At 65.2% G+C, this 14,333-nt stretch carries 13 protein-coding genes; 8 read left to right on the forward strand and 5 right to left on the reverse strand.

Going from position 1 to position 14,333, the window contains the following annotated elements; all coding sequences use genetic code 11:
• Positions 1 to 14: 14 nt before the first annotated feature.
• A complete protein-coding gene (locus BJ6T_RS10200; RefSeq protein WP_014492262.1) occupies positions 15 to 890 on the forward strand; it encodes a dihydrodipicolinate synthase family protein in 876 nt (291 codons plus the stop codon).
• Between the two features lie 203 nt (positions 891 to 1,093).
• Complete coding sequence (locus tag BJ6T_RS10205; RefSeq protein WP_014492263.1) at positions 1,094 to 3,415, forward strand: xanthine dehydrogenase family protein molybdopterin-binding subunit; 2,322 nt, start codon at positions 1,094 to 1,096, stop codon at positions 3,413 to 3,415.
• A gap of 102 nt (positions 3,416 to 3,517) precedes the next feature.
• Here the strand turns inward: BJ6T_RS10205 and BJ6T_RS10210 are convergent, their stop codons facing one another.
• From BJ6T_RS10210 to BJ6T_RS10220, 3 genes are read right to left on the reverse strand one after another with little or no spacing between them, the layout of a single operon-like run.
• Complete coding sequence (locus tag BJ6T_RS10210) at positions 3,518 to 4,714, reverse strand: acyl-CoA dehydrogenase family protein (protein ID WP_014492264.1); 1,197 nt, start codon at positions 4,712 to 4,714, stop codon at positions 3,518 to 3,520.
• Positions 4,715 to 4,725: 11 nt separating this feature from the next.
• Complete coding sequence (locus tag BJ6T_RS10215) at positions 4,726 to 5,874, reverse strand: acyl-CoA dehydrogenase family protein (protein ID WP_014492265.1); 1,149 nt, start codon at positions 5,872 to 5,874, stop codon at positions 4,726 to 4,728.
• A gap of 4 nt (positions 5,875 to 5,878) precedes the next feature.
• On the reverse strand, positions 5,879 to 6,733 hold the full coding sequence (locus tag BJ6T_RS10220) for an enoyl-CoA hydratase (RefSeq protein ID WP_014492266.1): 855 nt from the start codon (positions 6,731 to 6,733) through the stop codon (positions 5,879 to 5,881).
• 145 nt (positions 6,734 to 6,878) lie between these two features.
• Between BJ6T_RS10220 and BJ6T_RS10225 the strand changes: the two genes are divergently transcribed.
• The 6 genes from BJ6T_RS10225 to BJ6T_RS47085 all read left to right on the forward strand — a co-directional run bounded on the left by BJ6T_RS10225 (position 6,879) and on the right by BJ6T_RS47085 (position 12,266).
• Positions 6,879 to 7,493, forward strand: coding sequence for a LemA family protein (locus tag BJ6T_RS10225; protein ID WP_014492267.1), 615 nt, complete (start codon positions 6,879 to 6,881; stop codon positions 7,491 to 7,493).
• Positions 7,494 to 7,631: 138 nt separating this feature from the next.
• Positions 7,632 to 8,552, forward strand: coding sequence for a TPM domain-containing protein (locus BJ6T_RS10230; RefSeq protein WP_028169874.1), 921 nt, complete (start codon positions 7,632 to 7,634; stop codon positions 8,550 to 8,552).
• Between the two features lie 5 nt (positions 8,553 to 8,557).
• A complete protein-coding gene (locus BJ6T_RS10235; RefSeq protein ID WP_014492269.1) occupies positions 8,558 to 9,055 on the forward strand; it encodes a TPM domain-containing protein in 498 nt (165 codons plus the stop codon).
• Positions 9,056 to 9,402: 347 nt separating this feature from the next.
• A complete protein-coding gene (locus tag BJ6T_RS10240; RefSeq protein WP_014492270.1) occupies positions 9,403 to 10,383 on the forward strand; it encodes a hypothetical protein in 981 nt (326 codons plus the stop codon).
• A gap of 93 nt (positions 10,384 to 10,476) precedes the next feature.
• Positions 10,477 to 12,018, forward strand: coding sequence for a hypothetical protein (locus BJ6T_RS10245; RefSeq protein WP_028169875.1), 1,542 nt, complete (start codon positions 10,477 to 10,479; stop codon positions 12,016 to 12,018).
• A gap of 80 nt (positions 12,019 to 12,098) precedes the next feature.
• Entirely contained in the window at positions 12,099 to 12,266 is a 168-nt protein-coding gene (locus tag BJ6T_RS47085) for a hypothetical protein (RefSeq protein ID WP_014492272.1), read from the forward strand.
• Positions 12,267 to 12,277: 11 nt separating this feature from the next.
• Here BJ6T_RS47085 and BJ6T_RS10250 read toward each other — a convergent pair whose 3' ends face one another.
• Both BJ6T_RS10250 and BJ6T_RS10255 read right to left on the reverse strand, forming a co-directional pair.
• On the reverse strand, positions 12,278 to 12,925 hold the full coding sequence (locus BJ6T_RS10250; RefSeq protein WP_014492273.1) for a glutathione S-transferase family protein: 648 nt from the start codon (positions 12,923 to 12,925) through the stop codon (positions 12,278 to 12,280).
• Positions 12,926 to 13,085: 160 nt separating this feature from the next.
• Entirely contained in the window at positions 13,086 to 14,291 is a 1,206-nt protein-coding gene (locus BJ6T_RS10255; RefSeq protein WP_014492274.1) for a CaiB/BaiF CoA transferase family protein, read from the reverse strand.
• Positions 14,292 to 14,333: the final 42 nt, after the last annotated feature.

Below are 14,333 nucleotides of genomic sequence, written 5' to 3' on the forward strand. Positions count from 1 at the left end.
CCGGAGCCCCCGACATGCCCGAATTCCACGGCGTCTTTCCCTACCTCGTCTCCCCCGTTGATGCCGACGGCACGGTGCGGACGAACGTGCTCGCAAAGCTCTGCGACGACCTGATCGGCGCCGGCGTGCACGGACTGACGCCGCTTGGCTCGACCGGCGAATTCGCCTATCTCAATGCCGCCCAGCGCACCGCGGTCGTGCAGACGACGATCGAAGCCGCGAAGGGCCGCGTGCCGGTTGTGGCCGGCGTTGCCTCCACCTCGACGGCGGACGCGGTGGCTCAAGCGAAGGCCTATCAGAAGTGTGGTGCCAACGGCATCCTGGCGATCCTGGAAGCGTACTTTCCACTCGCCGATGCCCAAGTCGAATCCTACTTCCGCAGCATCGCGGATGCCGTGGACATTCCCGTCGTCATCTACACCAATCCGCAATTCCAGCGCTCCGATCTCACGCTCGACATCATCGCGCGCCTCGCTGAACATCCGCGCATCGCCTACATCAAGGACGCCTCGACCAACACCGGCCGGCTGCTCTCGATCATGAACCGCTGCGGCGATGCCTTGCGCGTGTTCTCGGCCTCCGCCCATATCCCCGCCGCGGTGATGCTGATCGGCGGGCTCGGCTGGATGGCGGGACCGGCCTGCATCATCCCGCGCCAGAGCGTCGCACTCTACGACCTCTGCAAGGCCGGCCGCTGGGACGAGGCCATGGCGCTGCAGCGCAGGCTGTGGCGGATCAACGAGGCCTTCGCCCGCTTCAACCTCGCCGCCTGCATCAAGGCGGGGCTGGCGATCCAGGGCTACGACGTCGGCGATCCCGTCCCGCCGCAGGCCGCGCTGTCGGCCGAGGCTCGCAAGGTGGTTGAGGCGGCGCTGAGGGAGCTGGCCTGATCGTCATTCCGAGGCGATGCGCAGCATCGAACCCGGAATCTCGAGCTTCCGGGCTCGGTCCTTCGGACCGCCCCGGAATGACGGTCCCCAAATGGGCATGACGAATCCGTACATATCCCGCCCAAAACCGCGGCTGGCATGCCTCCGATCGATCCGCTAAAAGGCTGCCCGCAGTTTCGAAAAGACCCTGAGGACCCCACGGAATGAATATTCTTCCCGGCAATTTGCGTTTCGGAGCGGGCCAGCCCGTCAAGCGTTTGGAAGACCAGCGACTGCTCACCGGGAAGGGTCAGTTCATCGACGACAAGCCGGAGGAGGGCGCGCTGTGGTTGCATGTGCTGCGCTCGCCGCACGCCCACGCGAAGATCGTCGCGATCGACACCAGCGCCGCCGCATCGATGCCGGGCGTCACCGCGATCTACACCGGCGCGGATCTTGTCAAGGACGATGTCGGCACCATTCCGACCTTGAGCATCTTCAAGCGCCCCGACGGCAAGCCGATGACGGTGCCGCCGCGCCGCCTGCTCGCCCATGAGATCGTGCGCTATGCCGGCGAGGCGGTCGCGGCAGTGGTTGCTTCCTCCCGCGCGGACGCACAGAGCGCGGCCGAAGCGATTGCGGTCGAATATGACGTGCAGCCCGCGGTGGTCGATCCCGTCGAGGCCGTAAAACCCGGCGCGCCCGTGGTGTGGCCGGAGGCGCCCGACAACATCGTCGGTGCGATGAGCTATGGCGATGCCGCCAAGGCGGATGAGGCGTTTGCCAAGGCTGCGCATACGGTCGAGCTCGACATCGTCAGCCAGCGTCTGGTGCCCTCCGCGATGGAGCCGCGCTCGACCATTGCCGAGATCGACAAGACCGGCCGTCTCCTCCTGCACGTGCAGTCGCAGACCCCGGCCTCGACCCGCGACGTGCTGGCCGAAGCCGTGCTCAAGCGTCCGAAGGACAGCGTCCGCGTGCTGGTCGGCGACATCGGCGGCGGCTTTGGCCAGAAGACCAACCTCTATCCGGAAGACGGGATCGTCGCTTATGCCGCGACCAAGTTGAACAAAAAAATCCGCTGGCGCGGTGACCGCACCGACGAGTTCGTCGGCGGCACCCACGGCCGCGATCTCACCTCGACCGCGTCCTTCGCGCTTGACGAGAAGGGCAAGGTGCTGGCCTATCGCGTCAAGTCGATCGGCTGCACCGGCGCTTACTCCTCGGGCGCGGCGAACATCATTCCGCTGGTGCTCGGGCCGTTCGTGCAGACCGGCGTCTACGATCTGCCGCTGGTGCATTTCGAGGTGCAGTCGGTGATGACCAACACGGCGCCGGTCGGCGCCTATCGCGGCGCGGGCCGGCCCGAGGCGGTGTTCATCGTCGAGCGCCTGTTCGACGCCGCCGCGCGAAAGATCGGCATGGATCCGCGTGCGATCCGTAAAGCGAACTACATCAAGCCGGCGCAGCTGCCCTACACCAATGCGGCGGGACAGGTTTACGATTCCGGCGCCTTCGCGCACATGCTCGATCGCGCCGTGAAGCTGGCCGACTGGGACGGCTTTGCCGCGCGCAAGAAGGCGGCGAAGAAGAAGGGCCTGCTTTATGGCCGCGGGCTCACGTCCTACATCGAATGGACCGGCGGCCGCGCGCACACCGAGAAGGTCAGCCTGCACGCGACCTCGCAGGGCCGCGTCGTGCTGCATTCCGGCACCATGGCGATGGGGCAGGGGCTGCAGACCACCTACACCCAGATGATCTCCGACACGCTCGGCATTGCCATGGACAAGATCGACGTCGTCCAGGGCGACACGGATCTCGCGATGGGCTTTGGCAGTGTCGGCTCGCGCTCGCTATTCGTCGGCGGCACGGCCGTGGCGGTCTCCTCCAACGACCTGATCCAGAAGGCGCGTGAGAAGGCGGCCAACGTGCTGGAGACCTCGGTCGAGGATATCGAATATCAGGGCGGCATGCTCACTGTCGTCGGCACCGACCGCCGCATCAGCCTGTTCGATCTCGCCGAGAAGGAAGGCGGCGCCAAGCTCAGCGTCGATTCCGAAGGTGAGGTCGACGGTCCGAGCTGGCCGAACGGCACCCATATCTGCGAGGTCGAGATCGACCCCGAGACCGGTGTGTCCAAGGTCGTGCGCTACACCACCGTCGACGACGTCGGCGTTGCCGTGAACCCGATGCTGGTCACCGGCCAGATCCATGGTGGCGTCGCGCAGGGCATCGGCCAGGCGCTGTATGAGGGCGTCTCCTATGATGCCGACGGCCAGCTTCTCACCGCGAGCTACCAGGATTACTGCATCCCGCGCGCCGACGACGTGCCGCCGATCGTGGTGACGCTGGACGATTCCGCGCCCTGCCGCACCAATCCGCTCGGCGCCAAGGGCTGCGGCGAATCCGGCGCCATCGGTGGCCCGCCCTGCGTCACCAACGGCGTGATGGACGCGCTCGCCGAGCTCGGCATCACCCAGCTGAATACGCCGCTGACGCCGCAGAAGATCTGGAAGGCGATCCGGGATGCGAAGGTGGCGGGCTAAGCGCAGCTGTTACGCGGGCTGTCGCGCCAAACTCAACTGTCGTCCCGGATCTGCGCTTCGCTTGTCCGGGACGAAGGCGGAGTGAGTGGCGCTGGCGTGCCCTCAAATCCCCAGCATCATCTTCGCGATGATGTCGCGCTGGATCTCCGAGGTGCCGCCGAAGATCGTGTAGGCCCGGCCGTTGAGATATTCCGGCACCACCGTCAGCATCTCCTCAGGCACCGCGGGCTCGTGGTTGAGCTTGTAGAGCGGACGCATCGGCTCGACTGCAAGCGCGTCGTGACCGATCACGTCGACGCCCAGCCGCGTCACGGCCTGCCGGATCTCGCTGTTGCGCAGCTTCAGGATCGACGACACCGCGCCGGGATTCTGCCCAGTCTGCAGCGCCGAGAGCACGCGCAGCTCGGTCATCTCCAGCGCGTCGATGTCGATTTCGACCTCGGAGATGCGCGCGGCGATATCCGGGCTGTCGATCGCGCGGCCGGTCAGGTCCGACTCGGCCAGCTCCGCGATCGCCTTCAACCCCTCGCGCAGTTTCGCCGAGGCAATGCCGGAGCCGCGCTCGAACTCGAGCAGGTATTTGCCGTAGGTCCAGCCCTTGCCTTCGTCGCCGACGCGGTTGGCGACGGGCACGCGCACGTCGTCGAAGAACACCTGGTTGACTTCGTGATCGCCGCCGATCGTCAGGATCGGCCGCGTCGTGATCCCGGGCGTCTTCATGTCGATCAGAATAAAACTGATGCCGTCCTGCTGCCGCGGCCCGTCGCTGGTGCGCACCAGCGCGAACATGCGGTTGGCGTGATGCGCGTGGGTGGTCCAGATTTTCGTGCCGTTGATGATGTAGTCGTCGCCGTCGCGCACTGCGCGTGTCTTCAATGAGGACAGGTCCGAGCCGGAGCCCGGCTCGGAATAGCCCTGGCACCAATAGTCTTCGCCGGAGAGGATGCGCGGCAGATAAAAGTTCTTCTGCTCGGGCGAGCCGAAGCCGATGATGACGGGACCGACCATCTTCACGCCCATCACGTTGACGTTCGGCACGCCGGCCCGTGCGCTTTCGGTTTCGAAAATCCAGCGCTGCGCCGGCGTCCAGACCGGACCGCCATATCCGACCGGCCAGCCCGGTGCGCCCCAGCCCTGCCGGTTGAGCGCGCGCTGCCAGGCCATGCCGATATCGGGGTCGGAGAACACCGACGGCGTCAGCGCAGTTGCGCGCTTCATCTCATCGGTGAGGTTTTTTGCGATGAAGTCGCGCACCTCGTCCTGGAAGGCACGCTCTTCGGCATTGAAGGATAGATCCATGGTGTGCTCTTTCAGGCTGGCACGGTGGTGCGGCCGAGCTGGGCGTGGCGGCTAAAATGATGCGCGCTGCCGCCGAACAGCGTGTCGAAGGCGACCAGCCGCTTGAAATAGGCGCCGACCTCGAGCTCCTCGGTGACGCCCATGCCGCCATGAAGCTGGATCGACTGCTCGCCGACGAAGCGCGCGCATTTGCCGATCTTCGCTTTCGCGCCGGAGGCAGCCCGCGCGCGCTCGACCGGCGGGCTATCTGCCTTCAGCGCGGCGCGCAGCGCCATCGAGCGCGCCTCGTCGACCTGCATCGCCATGTCGGCGAGGCGGTGGCGGATCACCTGGTTGGCCGAGAGCGGCCGGCCGAACTGCTTTCGGATCTTGGTGTATTCCAGCGTGGTGTCGAGCAGCGTCTGCATGATGCCGACGGCTTCCGCGCCAAGCGCAGCCATGGCGCGATCGACGGCCCATTCGATTGCGGGCAGGGCGTCGCTGCCGTCGCCGAGCAGGGCATCCTCCGGCAGCTCGACGCCGGACAGCTCGATGTTGCAGGCCCGTCCGCCGCCGAGACGCTCGTAGTCGGTGATGACAACGCTGGGCGTCTTCGCCGGCACCAGGAACAGGCCGATGCGGCCCGACGGTCCTTGGTGATCGTGGATATGCGCGGAGACGATGATCTCGTCGGCGGCGTGGCCGTCGAGCACCGCGATCTTGTTGCCGGCAAGGCGCCAGCCTTGCGCCGTCTTGTGGGCGACGGTCGCGACCTTGGCGAGATCGAACCGCGCCGCGCGCTCGGAATGGGCAAAGGCGAGCTTCAGCGATCCATCCGCGACCTTCGGTAACCGCGACTGCTTTTGCGCGGTGCTGCCGCATGTGTCGATGAGCGCCGCACCGAGCACGACCGTCGCGATATACGGCTCCGACACCAGCCCGCGGCCAAAGGCGTCCATCACGATGCCGATCTCGACCGCCCCGCCGCCGAGCCCGCCAAACTCCTCCGGAATCGGCAGCGCCAGCCAGCCGAGCTCGGCGAACTGCTTCCACACCGCAGGGCTGAAGCCGGACGGATGCTTCGCCATCTTGCGGCGATGATCGGCGTCGTAGCTCTCGGCCACGAAACGCTCCGCGCTTTCGCGCAGCAGCCGTTGCTCGTCACTGAGATTGAGGTCCATGTCGTTACTCCGCGGCCGCCGGCGGCTTGCGCACGGAGGGATGCAGTCCGGATGGGTCGACCACCATGCCGAACTCCTGAAGGTTATGGGCGTGACAGAGCTGATGCAGCGCAAAGGCCTGGTCGATCGCGGCGGGCTGGCCCATCACGTCGACCGAGCGGTTCACCGCCTCCTTGGTCAGCTTCAGCGCAAAGGACGGCTTTGACGCGATCCGGCGCGCCAGCTCCAGCACCGACGCTGAAAGCTCCGCGCGCGGCACGACCCGGTTGACCATGCCGAGCTGATGCGCTTCCTGCGCACTCCATGCGTCGGCCGTGAACAGGAATTCCTTGGCCTTGCGCGGGCCGAGCTCCCAGGGATGCACGAACCATTCGACCCCGCAGACGCCCATGGTCACCACGGGATCGCAGAACTGCGCATCTTCGCTGGCGACGATGAGGTCGCAGGCCCAGGCCAGCATCAAGCCGCCGGCGATGCACTTGCCATGCACCTCGGCAATGATCGGCTTGGCGAGGTTGCGCCAGCGCCGCGTGATCTGGAGATAGATTTCCTGTTCGCGCGCGAAGCGGCCATGCGCGTTCGCCTCCGCGAAGCCGCCCCAATTTCCGATCGGCGGAAAATCGACGCCTGCGGCGTTCTTGCCGCCGGGGCGCAGATCGTGGCCGGACGAGAAGTGCGGCCCGTTGCCGGCGAGGATGATCACCTTGACCGCGTCGTCCTGCACCGCCTCGTCGAAGGCGGCGTTGAGGTCGTAGGTCATCTGCAGGTTCTGCGCGTTGCGCGCCTCAGGCCGGTTCATCACGATCCGGACAATCGCCGGCTCCGGCCGCTCCACGAGGATGGTCTCGAATGAGGACATGGCGCTCCCCCTGGCGTTTCCGTTTGGTCTTATTGTTTCGTTGAGTTGACTATGTCAGCCAGGGATAGGCAAGAGGCTTGCGTAAATCGGCTGCTTTTCGCGTTCAATCTGGTAGTTTACGCCAGATTCCACCGGGAGAAATCTGATGCGCAAGATCCTGACCGTGCTGGCGGCGCTGGCCTCGCTCAGCCTCACCAATTGCGGCTACAACGCGATCCAGAGCGGGGACGAGCAGATCAAGGCCAACTGGTCCGAGGTCGTGAACCAGTATCAGCGCCGCGCCGATCTCGTGCCCAATCTGGTCAACTCGGTAAAGGGCTTTGCCCAGCAGGAGAAGGACGTGCTGCTTGGCGTCACCAATGCCCGCGCCAAGGTCGGCAGCATCCAGGCAACGCCGGAGGTGCTGAACGATCCCGCCGCCTTCCAGAAGTTCCAGGCCGCCCAGGGCGAGCTCTCCAGCGCGCTCTCGCGGCTTCTTGTGGTCACGGAAAACTATCCGCAGCTCAAGTCGGACGCGCTGTTCAAGGATTTGATGTCGCAGCTCGAAGGCACCGAGAACCGCATCACGGTCGCGCGCAACCGCTACATCAAGGCGGTGCAGGACTATAACGTCACCATCCGCTCGTTCCCGAGCAATCTCACCGCGATGATGTTCGGCTACAAGGACAAGCCGAACTTCTCGGTCGAGAACGAGAAGGAAATCTCGACCGCGCCGAAGGTCGATTTCAATCCGGCGCCGGCGCCGGCGCCGTCGAAATAGCTGTGCGCCGTCTTGCGAATGCGCCCAGCCCCACGCATGACTGTCATTCCCCGCGAAGGCGGGGAATCCAGTATGCCGCGGCTCCTCCGTCATCCGCCGGCGGCTCTGGAATACTGGATCGCCAGGTCAAGCCGGGCGATGACAGCGAGGTTGTGGCGCGCGTGTTCTGCTGTTTCACTGTGCTTTGCCCTCTTGCTCGCGCTTGCACTTACCTTTGCCTTCCCCGCCTTGGCCGATGTCGCCGTGCCGCAACTCACCGGCCGCGTGGTCGATCAGACCGGCACGCTGTCGAGCGCCGACGTCGCCGCGTTGTCGCAAAAGCTGCGTGACTTCGAGACCCGCAAGGGCAGCCAGGTCGCCGTGCTGATCATACCGACGACCCAGCCGGAGACGATCGAGCAGTTCTCCATCCGCGTCGCGGACGCCTGGAAGATCGGTCGCAAGAAGGTCGACGACGGCGCGATCCTCGTCGTCGCCAAGAACGACCGGCATTTGCGCATCGAGGTCGGCTACGGCCTCGAAGGCGCGCTCACCGATGTCACGTCACGGCGGATCATCGACGAGATCATCACGCCGAAATTCAGGACGGGCGATTTCGCCGGTGGCATCTCGGATGGTGTCGATCGCATGATGCGGGTGATCGACGGCGAGCCGCTGCCAGTACCTTCTCCGACTGTGAATTTCGGCAATCTGGATGATATCGCGCCTCTGTTCATTGTGACGCTGTTCGCCTCGATCGGGGTCGGCGGCTTCTTCCGGGCCATGCTGGGGCGGCTGCTTGGCTCATTGGCGACCGGCGGCATCATCGCAGCGCTGACCTGGCTCATTCTCGGGTCCTTTGCAATCGCGCTCGCTCTCGGAGCGCTGGGCTTCGTCATCGGCTTCATCGCCGATCTGTTCGCGGCGATGGCGCCAAGCTCGGGGCCGTCGCGCGGCGGCTCGTGGTCGAGCGGCTCTTCGGGGGGCGGCTGGAGCAGCGGATCGTCGTCCAGCGACAGCGGCGGCTTCAGCGGCGGTGGTGGCAGTTTTGGCGGCGGCGGCGCCTCGGGGAGCTGGTAGCGGTCATGAGCATCAAGCGCATTGCCAGACATCTCGTGCAGCATCATTGGCGCGCGAAGCAGATCTTTCCACCAGCCGTGCTCGCCCGCATCGAGCAGGCGATCAGGCAGGGTGAGAGCACGCATTCCGGCCAGGTCCGCTTCGTCGTCGAGGGCGCGCTCGACGGGCGACCGCTGTTCCGCAACCAGCCGGCCCGCGAGCGCGCGCTCGATGTGTTCTCTCACTTGCGTATCTGGGACACCGCGCACAACAACGGCGTCCTGATCTATCTCCTGCTCGCCGACCGCGATGTCGAAATCGTTGCCGACCGCGGCATCGATGCGAAGGTAGGTGCGGAGGGCTGGGAGAGCATCTGCCGCGCAATGGAGGCCGAGTTCGCCTCCGGCCAGTTCGAGCACGGCGTGATCGGCGGCATCGCGACGGTGTCGCGCGAGCTGTCGCGACATTTCCCGCCGCAGGGCCCGCATGCGAACGAGCTGCCGGATGCGCCGGTGGTGATGTGACCACGAAGCAATCCAGACCGCCCCCTCGGAAAGGCTCTGGATTGCTTCGCTGCGCTCGCAATGACGAGGTGGATGCGGCGCGCTCAACCCTCTGACCGTCACCCTGAGGTGGCCGCTTCTTCAGCGGCCCTCGAAGGGCGACGGCCCGGCTGTTGCGCGGCCGTTCATCTTCCCCCGCTTACAAATTGTTTCGCGCCCGCCACACCGGTTCCACGTTCCCGGCCAAATTCGGCCCCGGATGACTTCCTAAAATTTCGGTAAGCGGGTCCCGAAGTAAGGATTTCGCAAGCAATGAAAGTTACCAAAAGGTCAATCCAGAGTGGAGTATTCGAACTGTGAGCGAACCAATGGCTGAGCAGGCTGCCCGAGAGATCGGCAAAGAGATCGGCGAACAGACGAGCGTCGTCGAAGCCGCCGCGACCGCGCCTGCCGTCGAGGCTGCCGGCATCGAGGCCCCCTCGATCGCCCCCGACCATGAGTCGCCGCCCAAGCCGGATCCCGTCAAGGTGGAAGCCCCCAAGGTCGAGGTCCCGAAGTTCGAAACCAGGGCCGAGACCAAGCCCGAGCCGAAGCCCGGCAAGCTCATCGTCATGGCGCCGTCGGAGCGCTCCTGGGAGCGCGAGGAGTTTGCCCCACATGTGAAGGCGGACGAGCCGCGCGAGACTGGCGACAAGCGCCGCCTGTCGGCGATGGCCGCCGTGGTGGCGATTGCAGCCAGCGTCGGCGCCATCAGCGGCGCGCTCGCGACCGCCGGCATGATGCACTTCGCAGCCCCGGCCCCCGCGCCGGCGCAGGTCGTCGACACCAGCGCGCTCGAATCCTCGGTTGCCAGGATCGATGCCGATGTCGTCGCACTGAAGGCGAATGTCGAGCACACCTCCAAGACTGGCCTCAGCCAGTTCAACCGGGCCAATGACCGCCTCGACAAGCTCGAGAAGGCCCAGGCCGAGCCGATGGCCAAAATCGCAAAGCTGTCCGAGACCGTCGACAAGCTCCGCGCCACGCCGCCCGCGGCCCCCGCGCAGGCCACAGCCGCCGCCGCGAAGGAGACCACCGGCTCGATCGCGCCGACCCAGGTTGCGACCGCGGCCGCCGCACCGGTTCCGGCCCCTGCCGCGCCCAAGACCGAGGTCGGCCGGTTGCCGACGATCGACGGCTGGGTTCTGCGCGACGTCGCCAATGGCGGTGCCCTGATCGAGGGGCGCGGCGGTCTCTACGAGGTCTATGCCGGCGACCCCATCCCCGGAATTGGCCGCGTCGATGCGATCCGCCGTCAGGACGGCCGCTGGGTCGTCGTCACCAGCAAGGGCCTGATCGTCGCACGCTGAGCGTTCGATATCCGATCTTCAAGGAGGCGCTTCACCACCATGTGAGGCGCCTTTTGACTTGAATAGGCCGGCTTGCGCGGTGTTACTGAAGGCATGAGCCGCGCGTTGCGAATTCTCGTTGCTGCCGCCGTCTTGCTTGGCGGGACCGTTTCGCTTTTCGCAGCGGAGAACGCGCCGTTGACGCGCGGCACGGCGATCATCGATCCCGATCTGCTCCGAAAGCTTGACCAGAACGATTCGCTCACGATCTCGCGCCTGCTATGGCCGGAGCGGAGCGCAAACTTTCCGCTGACGACCGATTTGCTGTTCTCGTCGCTGTCCCAGCTCAAGGAGATTCCGCCGGCGATCGACGCGGAATTCGACCGCTACGTCATCAGGCAGAAGGCGGCGTACCCGACCGAGACCATCGGCGTCGGCGAAGGCTTTGACGTGCAGCTGTTCGATCGGGCCAATCTGAAATCCCGCGACACCCGCTTCGTGCTGGCCGGCATCGTCAATCGCATGGACCGCGCCTATGTCTCGGAGGAGGCGTGCGGTGAGATCAGGCTGATCTATCGGCTGGTGCGTTTCGAGGAAGGTGGCAAGACCGCAACGCGTCTGCCGATGACGTTCAATCTGGTGATGAAGGCACGCAATGCGCGCCAGACCGACGCGAGCGGCAAGCCTGTTACCTGCGCCGAGGTCGCGCGGCGCTGGCTCGACAATGGGGACTGGCAGGGGCTGATCGGCGGCGGCATCTCCCCTTCCGACGCCATGCTCGATCGCATCGAGACCAATATCCAGATCTCGATCGCGCCGAAATCGGCATTGCACGATTTCCGTTCCGACTATCTGCTCAAGGTGTTCAAATATAACGCCGCGACGAAGATGTTCGTGGAATCGACGCTGGAGAACCAGATCGACCGCGACCGCATCCTCGCCGACGACGATCTTCGACGTGACTTCAAGGCCTGGCTGCTTGCGCCGGAAAATCTCCGCGAGTTCGATCGCGGCACAGTGCTGATCCCCGAGACATTCCTGGCCAAGGCCGCGGTGGTGCCGACGCCCGCGGGCCTCGATGCTTCGCCGCTGCAGCCGGAGTTCGGCATGGTGCAAGGGGAGGACAGGGACAACAACAAGGGCGAGCGGGTCTTCACCGACAACGACGTGGTCGGCGCGCTGAAGCAGGCGGCGGCGCGTGGCATCGACATGCAGAACATCCGCTCGATCGCGGGCTTCCAGCGCCGCCTCAACGACGTCACCTGCGCCGGCTGCCACCAGACCCGCGGCATCGGCGGCTTCCATTTTCCGGGCGTCGACTGGCTGGCGGACAAGCCGTCGAACTCCACTATCGTGCCGGCTTCGCCGCATTTCTTCGGCGACCAGGTCCGCCGCCGCGACATCCTGACCGCATTCGCCGCGGGCAAACGCCCTGATTTCTCACGCGGATTCGCCAGTCGGCCGCAGACCCGCGGCAGCGGCGAACTGGCCGGCACCGAATATCAGGATGGCTGGGGCGCCCATTGTTCCCTGCAAAATGCGGGATCGGGAGCGCCGGATAAGAGTTTTACGTCATGGAGCTGTGCTAAAGGTCTCACCTGTCAGGCTGCCGCGGCATCGAGCCGCATCGGCATGTGCTTCATCAAGACGCGTTAGCGCGTGATCGGAAAAAGTGTGTAGCGGTTTTTCGAAGAGATCACGCGCCGGATAAAACCAGCAACCGATTTGGATGACCCATGACTGAGACCAGCGACGCCGACAAGGAGCGCAATCGCGAGATCGCGCGCAATGAGGAAGCCAAGCAGGTCACCGGCAGCATCCGCGTCAGCACCTGGGCGGTCGCGGTGGTCGTGATCGTCGGCGGGATTCTGTTCACGCTCGGCTGGCTGGCGCTGAGGGGTTAGTGCCAGCGCCCTCACTTCGCGTAATTCGTCATCCGCTGTCCCGGTAGCAGCTCATAGGCCGATTTCCAGCCGGGCAGCGCGGCCATGCGGCCGAGCCAGGCGTGAATGGCAGGGTGGCTCGCCGCGAAATCAAAACCGTGCTCGTCGCTCGGATAGTGCAGGTAGGCCATCATCGAGATGTCGGCGACCGTCGGCTTCGCCCCGATCGCAAAAGCATTGTGCTGGAGATGTCCGTCGAGAATGCCGAGGAAGTCCTCGAGCCGCCGGCGAAAATGCTTCAGCACCTGCGGATCGTTTTTCTCGGTGAACGCTCGCATGAAGCGGTAGGTCGCCATGTAGCCGGTGAGCTTGTGGTTGTCCCAGAACAGCCAGCGCAGCAGCTCGAACTTCTCGTCCTCGGTCTCGGCGCCGAAACGGCCGTACTGCTCGGCAAGCTTCAGCAGCAAGGGCGCGGTCTGCGTCATCTTCACGCCGTCGACCTCGAGCACGGGAATCTCGCCCATCGCGTTCACGGCCTTGCGCCATTCCGCCGTGCGCGTGACGCCGCCGCCGAAATCGGTCCACACCGGCTCGAACCTCTCGCCGCAAAGCGTCAACATCAACGCCAGCTTGTAGCTGTTGCCGGATTCCGGGAAGTAGTGCAGGCGGTAGTTGGGCATGAGGGCCTCACGGCGCGGGAGCTTTGCCGATGATTATACCGGGATGCTTCCAAGCCGTCATTGCGAGCGCCGCGAAGCAATCCAGCAATGCATCCGCGGTCGGATTCTGGATTGCTTCGCTGCGCTCGCAATGACGAGGTTGCGGCTGTGTGGCGCCGCCTTACCCCACCGCGCCTGACGACCGCAGCTGCTTGATCGCCTTCTCGTCGTATCCCGCCCCGCGCAAAATCTCGTCACTGTGTTCGCCGACGGCCGGCGGCTTGCGCGGCTGGACCTTCTTGGCGCCGTCGATCCAGATCGGGCTGGAGATGGTGAGCATGGTGTCGTTCTCGAACGGCACCAGCACCTCGTTGTCGAGCATCTGCTTGTCGTTGGGGATGTCGTCCAGAATGCCGACGATGCCGAACACGAGGCCGTTGCCGTCGAGGATCTTGCGCCATTCAGCGAGATCCTTCGTCGCAAAAGTCTCGTCGAAGATCTTGATCAGCTCGACCGAGCGGGCATGGCGATCGGCTTTGGTGGCGAAGCGCGGATCGGTGATCAGGTCTTCGCGTCCCAGGCACTTGGCCAGCGTCGGGAACTGCTTCTCCTCGCTCAGCAGCGACAGGATCAGCCAGCGGCCGTCCTTGCACTGGTAGTGGTTGGCGACGGCATTTAGCGCGCGCTCGCGCGGGCGTCGCTCGGCGAACTTGGCGCCGCAGAGCTTTGCCTGCGCCAGCACGCTTGCCGCCCACACCCCATTCGCCATCAGGTTGGAGGCGACATGCGAGCCCTTGCCGGTCTTCTCGCGCTGATACAGCGCGGTGACGATGGCGCCATAGAACGCCATGGCGCAGGGATGGTCGCCCATGCCGGCGACCGAGCGGGCCGGAGTCGTGTGGGTGTCGGCGCGGACGAGGTCCATCAGGCCGGAGCGCGCCCAATATGCGTTGCTGTCGAAGCCGGGCTTGTTGGCCTCTTCGCCTTTTTCGCCATAGCCGGTGAAAGAAGCGTAGATCAGCCGGTCGTTGAGATGGGCGAGATGGTCATAGGTGATGCCGAGTTTGGCGCGCACCGGCGGCGGCATGTTGGTGATGAAGACGTCGGCCTCTTCGACCAGCTTGTAGAGCACGGCCTGCGCCTCCGGCTTGGAGAGGTCGAGCGCAATGCTCTTCTTGTTGCGGGCCTCCAGCAGCCAGGCGAAATTATGCTCGCTGGTGGGATAGCCCGGAATGTTGGGCAGATTGCGGTAAGGGTCGCCGGCGCCGGGCGGCTCGATCTTGATGACGTCGGCGCCGAAATCCGACAGCACGGTCGCAGCCGCGGGCGCTGCGATGAAGCTCGCGCAGTCCAGAACCTTGAGCCCTGCAAAAATGCCCTTTTCCATCGCGGCGTAGCTCCCTCGCTCTTGTTGTTTCCCGCGCGCTGG

It is taken from the genome of Bradyrhizobium japonicum USDA 6, from assembly GCF_000284375.1.
GTDB lineage: Bacteria > Pseudomonadota > Alphaproteobacteria > Rhizobiales > Xanthobacteraceae > Bradyrhizobium > Bradyrhizobium japonicum.

What these genes read in the sequence shown, in the direction of transcription:
- BJ6T_RS10200 (WP_014492262.1), top strand. Translation starts at nt 15, where the DNA reads ATGCCCGAATTCCACGGCGTCTTTCCCTACCTCGTCTCCCCCGTTGAT.
- BJ6T_RS10205 (WP_014492263.1), top strand. Translation starts at nt 1,094, where the DNA reads ATGAATATTCTTCCCGGCAATTTGCGTTTCGGAGCGGGCCAGCCCGTC.
- BJ6T_RS10210 (WP_014492264.1), bottom strand. Translation starts at nt 4,714, where the DNA reads ATGGATCTATCCTTCAATGCCGAAGAGCGTGCCTTCCAGGACGAGGTG.
- BJ6T_RS10215 (WP_014492265.1), bottom strand. Translation starts at nt 5,874, where the DNA reads ATGGACCTCAATCTCAGTGACGAGCAACGGCTGCTGCGCGAAAGCGCG.
- BJ6T_RS10220 (WP_014492266.1), bottom strand. Translation starts at nt 6,733, where the DNA reads ATGTCCTCATTCGAGACCATCCTCGTGGAGCGGCCGGAGCCGGCGATT.
- BJ6T_RS10225 (WP_014492267.1), top strand. Translation starts at nt 6,879, where the DNA reads ATGCGCAAGATCCTGACCGTGCTGGCGGCGCTGGCCTCGCTCAGCCTC.
- BJ6T_RS10230 (WP_028169874.1), top strand. Translation starts at nt 7,632, where the DNA reads ATGACAGCGAGGTTGTGGCGCGCGTGTTCTGCTGTTTCACTGTGCTTT.
- BJ6T_RS10235 (WP_014492269.1), top strand. Translation starts at nt 8,558, where the DNA reads ATGAGCATCAAGCGCATTGCCAGACATCTCGTGCAGCATCATTGGCGC.
- BJ6T_RS10240 (WP_014492270.1), top strand. Translation starts at nt 9,403, where the DNA reads ATGGCTGAGCAGGCTGCCCGAGAGATCGGCAAAGAGATCGGCGAACAG.
- BJ6T_RS10245 (WP_028169875.1), top strand. Translation starts at nt 10,477, where the DNA reads ATGAGCCGCGCGTTGCGAATTCTCGTTGCTGCCGCCGTCTTGCTTGGC.
- BJ6T_RS47085 (WP_014492272.1), top strand. Translation starts at nt 12,099, where the DNA reads ATGACTGAGACCAGCGACGCCGACAAGGAGCGCAATCGCGAGATCGCG.
- BJ6T_RS10250 (WP_014492273.1), bottom strand. Translation starts at nt 12,925, where the DNA reads ATGCCCAACTACCGCCTGCACTACTTCCCGGAATCCGGCAACAGCTAC.
- BJ6T_RS10255 (WP_014492274.1), bottom strand. Translation starts at nt 14,291, where the DNA reads ATGGAAAAGGGCATTTTTGCAGGGCTCAAGGTTCTGGACTGCGCGAGC.